Below are 9099 nucleotides of genomic sequence, written 5' to 3'. Positions count from 1 at the left end.
CGGACTCCGGAGACGACATGCCTGACAACAGCGCTTCCCAGCAGCGGTTCTACGACAGGACCGCCGAGTACGTCGCAGTTCTCATTCCCTCCGCATGGCAGGGGCTGGGTCCGGCCCTCGGCCGAGCCCTCGACGGCCTGGACACATCCCTGGGCCCTGTTGTGGATGTCGGCGCCGGCACCGGAGAAGGGACGGTCGCCATCGCGCAGACCCTGCCCGCCACCGAGATCGTCGCCGTGGAGCCGCACCCCTCGCTGCGCACAGCCCTCCTGGCCCGACTGGCCTCCGGCAACGGCCTGCCCGGGCGGGTTACCGTCCTGGGTGAGGACATCCTGTCGGCAACGCTCCCCGAACAGATATCGGGGCTCGTCGCGATGAACGTGATAGGGCACCTGACACCGGCGGAACGCAACGCCCTGTGGACCCTCCTGACGGAACGGCTCGCTCCGCGGGGCAGGGCCGTGCTGAACATATACCCCCCGACCAGGCCGGAGTCCGTTCCGTCGACGCCGATGAGCGAGACCACACTGGGGCGCCGTCTGTACACGGCATCAGCCTCGGCCGAGCCCGCCGGAACGGACTCCGTGACCTGGCACATGACCTACCGGATCGTCGACAACGGCACCGTGGTCAATGAGTTCACCGCCTCCGACCTCTGGCACGTGTTCACCTCCGAAGAGCTGTCGGAGGAACTCATCGAGCACGACCTGCACCTCACCTCCGTGGACGCTGATCACGGCCTGCACGTCATCACACATGCGGGCGAGGAGGCGTGACGTCATCCACGGATGACCTCGGCGCGGCGATCGGCGGACCTCGCACATTTTCCCCTCACGGCCCTTATCTCCGAGATTCCCTGTTCGGTGACATGAGGGTGCCGGAACGACAGGACTGCCCCAGCCCACACCACGCCCCCGCACGCTGCATAGAGCCGAAAGAGTCGCGATCGCCGCTGGGAGTGCCCTGGGGCTTTTCTGGGACTTCCGGCTGAATCGACGAGCACGAGCGCGAAGCAGCCGAAAGACCAGCTGCGCAGGTCAGCGACCCGCAGCCGCCCAGCTCGGCAGGTCACGGGGATGGCTGGTCTCTTCCAAGACAACTGATCACAACTGCACCTGCGCACAGCGCGCCGCCTTTCTCCAGCGGCGTACCGCCAACACCCGCGCAACACGGGCCCTGACCTGCCCCTACCACCGCCTGACGACCCATCAGGACGAGCGTCTAACGAGCGTCAAGATATCGCCCGTAACGCCCGCACCGCACATAATGCGCACACGCAAAACCGCAGGCCAGGAGCCCTTCGCGGCCGATTCAAGGATGGCAACGCACTCCACATGATGCGTCATCGAAAAGATGTCAACCGAGGCCGCACCAGGAAAAAGGCCAGTTCAGGAGCAGTTTCCCGGCCCTGATGGTCGATCATCCAGGGGCCGGAGCGTCAGATGAGCGTCATGGAATCGCGATGACCACAGCTCCCCTATTACACAGCGAGACCTGGCCGGTTCACGTGCCCTGCGCCGCGGCGGGCTGGGCGCGTGCCGTCTGGCCTTCCTCACGATGGAACACCCGGTATACACAACGCCAGGCTGGATGCACCCGAACCGTCTTCGGGCGCCTCCTGAGCCTCGGTGAGGGCGTCGGTGGCTCTGCGACGCACCGCCAGAACCTCGGGCGTACCGATGTCATGACATGCAAGGGGACGTGCACTCTCTTCGGTGGCACGACCGAAAAGACATGCGTATCGGCCGTACGGCGCTATCGGCGCCGAGGTGCGGGAGTCAGCGGCCGCGGCGCGGCAGTACGAGGTGATCGAGCGGCTACCGGCGGGGCGATTCATGTCAGCGAGGGGGTGCGCCGTCGTGGGGCGGTGAGCGCCGGCGGAGGGACGGGTCCGCGCCGCAGAACCCATTTGGAATTGACTATCGTTTTCATATAGCGTTCGGTGTCGACGACGACCCAGGAGGTCTTCATGGCAGTCCCGAAGCGGAAAACGTCCCGCAGCAACACCCGTCACCGCCGTGCTCAGTGGAAGACCACGACGCCTCAGCTCGTGTCCGTCACGGTCGACGGCTCCGTCTACCAGGTGCCGCAGCGGCTGGTGAGGGCCTACGAGCGCGGCCTCCTGCGCCCCGAGGGCTGATCCTTCATGGCCCAGGACCTACTGCCCGTCACTGTGCTTTCCGGCTTTCTGGGGGCTGGCAAGACCACACTGCTCAACCATGTCCTCGGCAACCGCGAGGGCATGCGGGTCGCGGTGATCGTCAACGACATGAGCGAGATCAACATCGACGCGGCACTGGTGCGCGGGGGTGAGGCCGCACTCTCGCGCACCGAGGAACGCCTGGTCGAGATGACCAACGGATGCATCTGCTGCACCCTGCGCGACGATCTGCTCGAAGAGGTGGACCGGCTCGCCCGCGAGGGGCGCTACGACTACCTGCTGATCGAGTCCAGCGGTATCTCGGAACCGATGCCGGTGGCGGCGACCTTCTCCTTCCCACGAGACGACGGGGCGACACTGGGTGATCTCGCCCGGCTCGACACGATGGTCACCGTGGTCGACGCGGCCAACTTCCTTCCGGAACTGGCGGGGGGTGACGGCCTCGCCGAGCGCGGACTCGATCAGTACGAGGACGACGAGCGGACGGTCAGCGACCTGCTCATGGACCAGATCGAGTTCGCCGACGTCATCGTGCTGAACAAGCTGGACCTCGTGGACGAGCGAGGGCGCGAACAGCTCAACGCCGCACTCAACCGCCTCAACCCGGTGGCCCGGATCGTGCCCGTCAGCCGAGGCCGCGTGGAACTGTCCGAGGTTCTCGGCACCGGCCTCTTCGACCTGGAGCGGGCCCAGCAGGCTCCCGGATGGGTTCGTGAACTGAACGGGGACCACATGCCGGAGACCGAGGAGTACGGAATCTCCAGCACGGTCTTCCGCTCGGACCGCCCCTTCCACCCCGACCGCCTGTGGACATTCGTCACCGGCGGGCTCGACAGCGGCCGGTACGGGCAGGTACTGCGCTCCAAGGGATTCTTCTGGCTGTCCAGTCGGCCAAACGTGACCGGACTCTGGTCACAGGCGGGTTCCGTGGCCCGCTTCGAGCCGTCCGGCGCGCGCGACGCCGACACCGCGCAGGGCCAGGAACTGGTCTTCATCGGCACGGATCTGCAGGTGGAGGCCCTCCATGATGCCCTGGCCGAGTGCCTGATGTCCGAGGGAGAGGCGCGGCCCGTGACCGATCCGTTCCCGGAGTGGGACACCTACGGCATCGACGACGCGTGTGAGCACAAGCACCCGGACCCGGTGGCGGCACACCCCTGAACTCCGGGCCGGACGGTGGTCGCAGCCACGGCATCGTCCGGTCCGGTCCTTACCCGTGTATAGGTGAACCCCGTCGACCAGACCATCGGTCGACGGGGTTCACCTATACACGCGTACACGCGGCGGCAGGGGCCTCACTCACCCCGGGTCATTACCGAGCAGTGGGTCGGGAATCGAGCAAGGCCGCCCCTCGGTGGTCGTCACCACGAACATCCTCGGTGACATCACCCGCAACATCGTCGGCGACGAGGCCGAGGTGACCGTGCTGATGCAGGCCGGCACCGATCCGCACTCCTTCGGTGTCTCGGCTCCGCAGGCGGCGTCCATCGAGCAGGCCGATCTGGTCGTCTACAACGGCCTCGGCCTGGAGGAGAACGTATTGCGTCATGTGGAGGCCGCCGAGGAGGCCGGCGTCTCCACCCTGGCGGTCAGAGACGCTGTCGATCCGATCACCTACACGGCAGGCGATTCCGCCGACGAGCCCGACCCTCACTTCTGGACCGACCCCGAGCGGGTCCGCAAGGCCGTCGGGCTCATAGCGGACCAGGTCACCGAGAACGTGAGGGGCGTCAAAAAGGCCGTCGTCGAGAAGAACGCATCCGCCTACGGAGCGCAAGTCACCGAACTCACCGCGTGGATGTGGAAACAGTTCGACGAAATCCCATCCGATCAGCGCAAGTTGGTGACCAATCACCATGTCTTCGGCTATCTGGCCCAGCGTTTCGGATTCGCGAAGACGATGGACAAGGCGTCGGGTTCAGCGGCCGCCCAGGTCGTGGACCCGATCGTCACCACGTACGACGGGGGCCTGTACGTACTGGACGGAAAGACGCTGAAGCTCGCCAAGGACATACCGCTTGAGGGGTTCAACCGGGTCAACCCCGCGGGCAGCGACCGCCATGTGATGGTCTCGACCGCGACCGGTTTCCAGGTGCTGGACGCAGCGGGACGAAAGCTCACCGACGTCGAGTTCGAAGGCAGCAAGCCCGGCCACGTCGTACGTCACGCGGGCAAGACCATCCTCTTCGCCGACGGCACCGGCGTGGTCACGGTCTTCGACCCGAAGGACCTCGGTGACACGAAGCCGAAGGCCGAGACGTACACCTCCGCCGCCCCGCACCATGGTGTCGCCATCCAGCTCGCCGACGGCAAGCTGGTGACCACCCTCGGTACGCAGGAGAAGCGCGTCGGCATCGCCGTACTGGACAAGGACCGCAAGGAGATCACCCGCAACGAGGAGTGCCCCGGCGTCCACGGGGAGGCGACCGCGCAGGGCGAGACGGTCGTCATCGGCTGCGAAGACGGCGTCCTGATCTACAAGGACGGCGCCATCAAGAAGGTGAAGAGCCCCACGAAGTACGGCCGGATCGGCAACCAGGCCGGGTCCGACGAGTCCCCCATCGTCCTCGGCGACTACAAGAAGGACAAGGACGCCGAGCTGGAACGCCCGGAGCAGGTGTCGCTCATCGACACCGAGACGGGCACGATGCGGCTCGTCGACATCGGTACGAGCTACACCTTCCGTTCGCTGGCACGCGGTCCGCACGGTGAGGCGCTCGTCCTGGGCACCGACGGCAAGATCCATGTCATCGACCCCGCCACGGGCAAGGTGACCAAGAAGATCTCCGCCCTCGCTTCGTGGCAGGAGCCGCTGGACTGGCAGCAGCCCCGCCCGGCGCTGTTCGTGCGCGACCACACGGCGTACGTCTCGGACCCGTCGAGCAAGAAACTGCTGGCCATCGACATCGAGTCGGGCAAGCAGCTGGCCTCGACGGAACTGCCGAAGGCCCCCAACGAACTGAGTGGCGTCAAGCAGCACTGGCCCTCTCCCGAGACACGAGGAGCGCGTTCCCGCCGGGCGGGAGCGCGCTCCTCCTGTTGTCCTGCGAGGTCCCCGTGCCCCCACGACAGCGCCCCATCGGCCGGGGCGGCCATCGGGCCGGGAAAGGGCGACGGGTGGTGGTGCGGCCCGCCGGCCGTACCACCACCCGTCATCGATACCGAGGTGTCACCAGGAGGACTTGGTCACTCCGGGAAGGAATCCGGCATGCGCCTGTTCGCGCATCCTGACCCGGGACAGCCCGAACTTCCGCAGGTGACCGCGGGGACGGCCGTCCACGCTGTCCCGGTTGCGCACCCGGGTCGCGCTGGCGTTGCGCGGCTGGCGGCGCAGTTCCTCGACCGCGGCGGCCCGCTCGGCCTCCGTGATGCCGGGCCGACGGATGATCTCCTTCAACTCCGCACGCCGTGCGGCGTACCGCTCGACGGTCGCCTTGCGCTTCTCGTTCTGCGCGATCTTGCTCTTCTTGGCCATCAGACCTTCTCTCCCCGCGCCCGGATGCGAGCTACCGCTGCCTCGATGCCGATGGTGTCGATCGTCTTGATCGCCTTGGCGCTCAGCACCAGTCGTACATGCCGTCCTTCACTGGGCAGCCAGTAGCGCTTGCGCTGGATGTTCGGGTCGAACCGGCGCGACGTGCGCCGGTGCGAGTGGGAGATGTTGTTGCCGAAGCCCGGCTGTGCGCCGGTCAGTTGGCAGTGGGCGGACACGAAGTTACCTGCCTCTCATTGAGCCGGCCCCATATTGAACATGGAAACCATTGCCATATAGTAGCGGCATGGCTCGCAACGAACTACGCCCGATCATCAAGCTCCGCTCCACCGCGGGAACGGGCTACACCTACGTCACCCGCAAGAACCGAAGGAACAACCCCGACCGGCTGGTGCTGCGGAAGTTCGACCCGCTCGTCCGCCGCCACGTCGACTTCCGCGAAGAGCGCTGACACCGCAACTCCCCGCTCGACACCCCCCGACCCCTAGGACACCGCCATGAGGCCCGGAATCCACCCCGCCTACCGCCCCGTCGTCTTCCGCGACAAGGCCGCCGCCTTCGCGTTCCTGACCCGCTCCACCTTGACCAGCGACCGCACCGTCGAGTGGGAGGACGGCAACACCTATCCGGTCGTCGACGTGGAGATCTCCTCCGCGAGCCACCCCTTCTACACGGGGACCGCCCGCGTCCTGGACACCGCGGGACGCGTCGAGCGCTTCGAGCGGCGCTACGGCCGCCGTGAGGGCCGGTGATGGAGGACAAGCACACGCTCCCCGTCGTCATCGTCAACGGGCTGCACTCGGACGCACGCCACGAGGTCGTGGAGGGGCTCCTGAAAGAAGTACCTCACAGCGTCGCGCTGCACCACGACCTGGCAACAGCGGAGAAGGGAACGGTGCACCGGACCGTACGTGACACCTCCGGGATGCTCTCCAGCGGCGAGGCCCCCCTGGTGAACGACTGCGCCTGCTGCGCCCTGAGCGAGGACCTGATGCCGGAGCTGGAGCGCCTGGCGGCCGACGGAGTGACCAGGATGGCCATCGTCGAGCTCTGGGACTCCGTCGAGCCCAAGGCCATGGCCGAGGTCATCGCCGCACACGGTGAGGGCCTGGCCGAGGTGACCGGCGTGATCACCGCCGTCGATCCCGCCCTCGTGCTGCCCTACCTCGTCAACGGTGACGACCTCGCCGAGGCGGGTCTGGCAGCCGCAGCCACCGATCAGCGGACCGTCGGAGACACCTGGGCCCGGCAGTTGGAGTACGCGTCGGCTGTCGCCCTCGTGGACAACAACCGGGCGGACGAGGAGGACCGCGCGCTGATCGGTCAGCTGCACCCGACGGCACCGCAAGCAGCGGCCGGTTCCCAGGAGTTGGTGAAGCTGGCTCTCGCGGGGTTCGACGTGGAAGCGGCCGGCGCCGGCCAGCATCCGGCCTGCGCCCTGCTGCCCCAGGAGGCCGAGGAGGCCGGCGTCAGCACTCTCGTGTGGCGCAAGCACCGCCCATTCCATCCCGAACGCCTGTACGACGCACTGGAGGACCTGAGCTGCGCGGCGGCCCGCAGCCGAGGGCGGTTCTGGCTCGCCGACCGTCCCGACACCCTCCTGTCCTGGGACGCGGCGGGCGGCGCGCTCTGCGTCGAGAACAACGGCCCCTGGCTCGCCTCCCTGCCGGACGCCGCCTGGGACATGGTTCCGCCGGTCCGGCGAGCGGCCGCCGCACTGGACTGGCACCCCGAGCACGGCGACTGCTGCCAGCACCTGGTCTTCATCTCTCCCGGCCTCGACCGGGACGGACTTACCGCTCTGCTCGATTCCTGCCTGCTGACCGACGACGAGTACGAAGCAGGCCGCGCGGCATGGAAGAACCTGCCGGCCGCATTCGACGCGCTTCTCGACCCGGTCCACTGACCGCCTCACGCACCCGAGCACCCAGCCCCGTAAGGAAGACCCATGACGCGACGCCAAGAACCCCGTAAACCCGCCAAGAACCGACCGAACCCGCTCGACGCGGCGAAGATCACCTACATCGACTACAAGGACACCGACCTACTGCGGAAGTTCATCTCCGACCGCGGCAAGATCCGCAGCCGCAGGGTCACCCGTATCAGCGCCCAGCAGCAGCGACAGGTCGCCGCAGCGATCAAGAACGCACGCGAAATGGCGCTGCTGCCGTACTCCAGCGCCAGCAAGTGATCCGCGGCCCGCGGCAGCCGTCGCGGTGCGGCGCGGGGTGCCGTTCGAAAGCCTGGGCAAGACGCGCGAAGCGCTGGCAGCGCGCCCGGAGGCGTCCGTGCCAGGACAGGCTTACGCTGCGAGATATGCCGCACATGTCTGCCACTCCTTCCCTGGCAGGCCACTCCGGCGTCTCTCAGGCAGCGAACCCACGAAGGAGTCAGCGAGATGCCCACGTCCACGGCGCACCACCCCCACCCCGCGCACGCGCACCAGCACGCCCCGGGATGCGGCCACGTGGCGATCCCGCACAACGACCACATCGACTACGCGCACGACAGCCACCTGCATCGCGTCCACGAAGACCATGTCGACGAGTGCGTGAATCCGGCGCACTCGGTGCACGAAGGGCACGAGCACCAGCACGGACTGGACTGCGGTCATGTCGCCGTGCCGCACGAGGACCACGTCGACTACGTCCACGACGGCCATCGGCACGCCTCGCACGACGGGCATTGGGACGATCACTGATCAACCACTGCCGCTGGAGGCCCGTCGACATCGACTGATCGGGTGACATTCGCGAACATGACAGGCGCCGGTGCGGACTCCCCGCACAGGCGCCTGTCGCTGTTGAAGCAGGCATAGAGGCCACTCGACCTGGACATTATGAACATGACAATCATCCCGATGAGCTGACCCATCACCTACGGCGGCGCCAACCAGTGCCCGCGGCAGTCGAGCTGTCGCTGCCACCCACTGAGAGGCGACTGCCGCTGTTGGCCGTCCCCTTGTTCCTGGACCCGGGTGATCGACATCGGCTGTGGATTCGGGGTCAGCTACCTCGCCGACCGGGCACAGTGGGAGCGCTGCACCAGCCAGTTGACCCTGGCGGTCATGGGCCGACGCGAGCCTCTGGCCTGGCGCAGTCACTCGTACGTGCTGAGCAGCGAAGGGGGCACCCTCCGTCGAAGCCTGGAGCTATACCCCTCCCATCGTCCGGCCGCCGAGGCCGACTACCTGGACGAAACCCCTGCGCAGTCCCGCCCCCACGCTCGGCCGCCCACTGGCGACCCTGCTGCTGGAGAACCTGTACGACCTGTGTGTCGAGCCGGGCCGGGCCCTTCTGGACCAGTGCGGGCTGACCTTGGCACGCGTGCTGGAGACGCGGCGCGAGACGGACGGCACGCACTCGATACGCCTGGCGATGAATGCCGACGACTGCGCCCTTGAGAAGCACGGCATCCTCCTGGATCCGATCGTCCTCCACCTCGA

The 9099-nt window shown here is 67.2% G+C and carries 10 protein-coding genes and 3 pseudogenes; 11 read left to right on the top strand and 2 right to left on the bottom strand.

What is annotated here, in order from left to right; genetic code table 11:
• The first annotated feature begins 17 nt into the window (after positions 1-17).
• From ACIOHC_RS40135 to aztD, 5 genes and pseudogenes are all read left to right on the top strand, one after another.
• Positions 18-776: a class I SAM-dependent methyltransferase gene (locus ACIOHC_RS40135; RefSeq protein ID WP_365693488.1), complete on the top strand. Its 759-nt coding sequence runs from the start codon at positions 18-20 to the stop codon at positions 774-776.
• Positions 777-1969: 1193 nt separating this feature from the next.
• On the top strand, positions 1970-2140 hold the full coding sequence (rpmF, locus tag ACIOHC_RS40130; RefSeq protein ID WP_365693490.1) for a 50S ribosomal protein L32: 171 nt from the start codon (positions 1970-1972) through the stop codon (positions 2138-2140).
• A 6-nt stretch (positions 2141-2146) separates the two neighbouring features.
• Positions 2147-3322: a GTP-binding protein gene (locus ACIOHC_RS40125; RefSeq protein WP_365693491.1), complete on the top strand. Its 1176-nt coding sequence runs from the start codon at positions 2147-2149 to the stop codon at positions 3320-3322.
• 157 nt (positions 3323-3479) lie between these two features.
• Positions 3480-4052, top strand: a pseudogene (locus tag ACIOHC_RS40120) (metal ABC transporter solute-binding protein, Zn/Mn family); the annotation flags it as partial.
• 27 nt (positions 4053-4079) lie between these two features.
• A pseudogene (gene aztD / locus ACIOHC_RS40115) lies at positions 4080-5141 on the top strand (zinc metallochaperone AztD); the annotation flags it as partial.
• Positions 5142-5330: 189 nt separating this feature from the next.
• Here the strand turns inward: aztD and rpsN are convergent.
• Both rpsN and rpmB read right to left on the bottom strand, forming a co-directional pair.
• Positions 5331-5636, bottom strand: a complete 306-nt coding sequence (rpsN, locus tag ACIOHC_RS40110; RefSeq protein WP_365694399.1) for a 30S ribosomal protein S14 — start codon at positions 5634-5636, stop codon at positions 5331-5333.
• Positions 5636-5872 carry a 50S ribosomal protein L28 gene (rpmB, locus tag ACIOHC_RS40105; RefSeq protein ID WP_365694398.1) on the bottom strand — a complete coding sequence of 79 codons (237 nt, stop codon included), beginning with the start codon at positions 5870-5872 and terminating at the stop codon, positions 5636-5638. Before rpmB ends, rpsN begins: the two co-directional genes overlap by 1 nt.
• Before the next feature lie 68 nt (positions 5873-5940).
• On the opposite strand from rpmB, the gene rpmG reads away from it, so the two are divergent.
• From rpmG to ACIOHC_RS40075, 6 genes and pseudogenes are all read left to right on the top strand, one after another.
• Complete coding sequence (rpmG, locus tag ACIOHC_RS40100; protein ID WP_203183923.1) at positions 5941-6105, top strand: 50S ribosomal protein L33; 165 nt, start codon at positions 5941-5943, stop codon at positions 6103-6105.
• Positions 6106-6151: 46 nt separating this feature from the next.
• Entirely contained in the window at positions 6152-6406 is a 255-nt protein-coding gene (locus ACIOHC_RS40095; RefSeq protein ID WP_365694395.1) for a type B 50S ribosomal protein L31, read from the top strand.
• On the top strand, positions 6406-7560 hold the full coding sequence (locus tag ACIOHC_RS40090; protein WP_365694393.1) for a GTP-binding protein: 1155 nt from the start codon (positions 6406-6408) through the stop codon (positions 7558-7560). The genes ACIOHC_RS40095 and ACIOHC_RS40090 overlap by 1 nt, the downstream gene beginning before the upstream one ends.
• A 42-nt stretch (positions 7561-7602) precedes the next feature.
• Positions 7603-7845, top strand: coding sequence for a 30S ribosomal protein S18 (rpsR, locus tag ACIOHC_RS40085; protein WP_365694391.1), 243 nt, complete (start codon positions 7603-7605; stop codon positions 7843-7845).
• A 207-nt stretch (positions 7846-8052) separates the two neighbouring features.
• Positions 8053-8355 carry a hypothetical protein gene (locus tag ACIOHC_RS40080; RefSeq protein ID WP_365694389.1) on the top strand — a complete coding sequence of 101 codons (303 nt, stop codon included), beginning with the start codon at positions 8053-8055 and terminating at the stop codon, positions 8353-8355.
• 279 nt (positions 8356-8634) lie between these two features.
• A pseudogene (locus tag ACIOHC_RS40075) lies at positions 8635-9091 on the top strand (Y4yA family PLP-dependent enzyme); the annotation flags it as partial.
• Between the last annotated feature and the right edge of the window lie 8 nt (positions 9092-9099).

The organism is Streptomyces sp. NPDC088252, assembly GCF_044740965.1.
GTDB lineage: Bacteria > Actinomycetota > Actinomycetes > Streptomycetales > Streptomycetaceae > Streptomyces.
The sequence above is the reverse complement of the archived record's forward strand: the minus strand, read 5'-3'. Positions and strand labels throughout refer to the sequence as shown.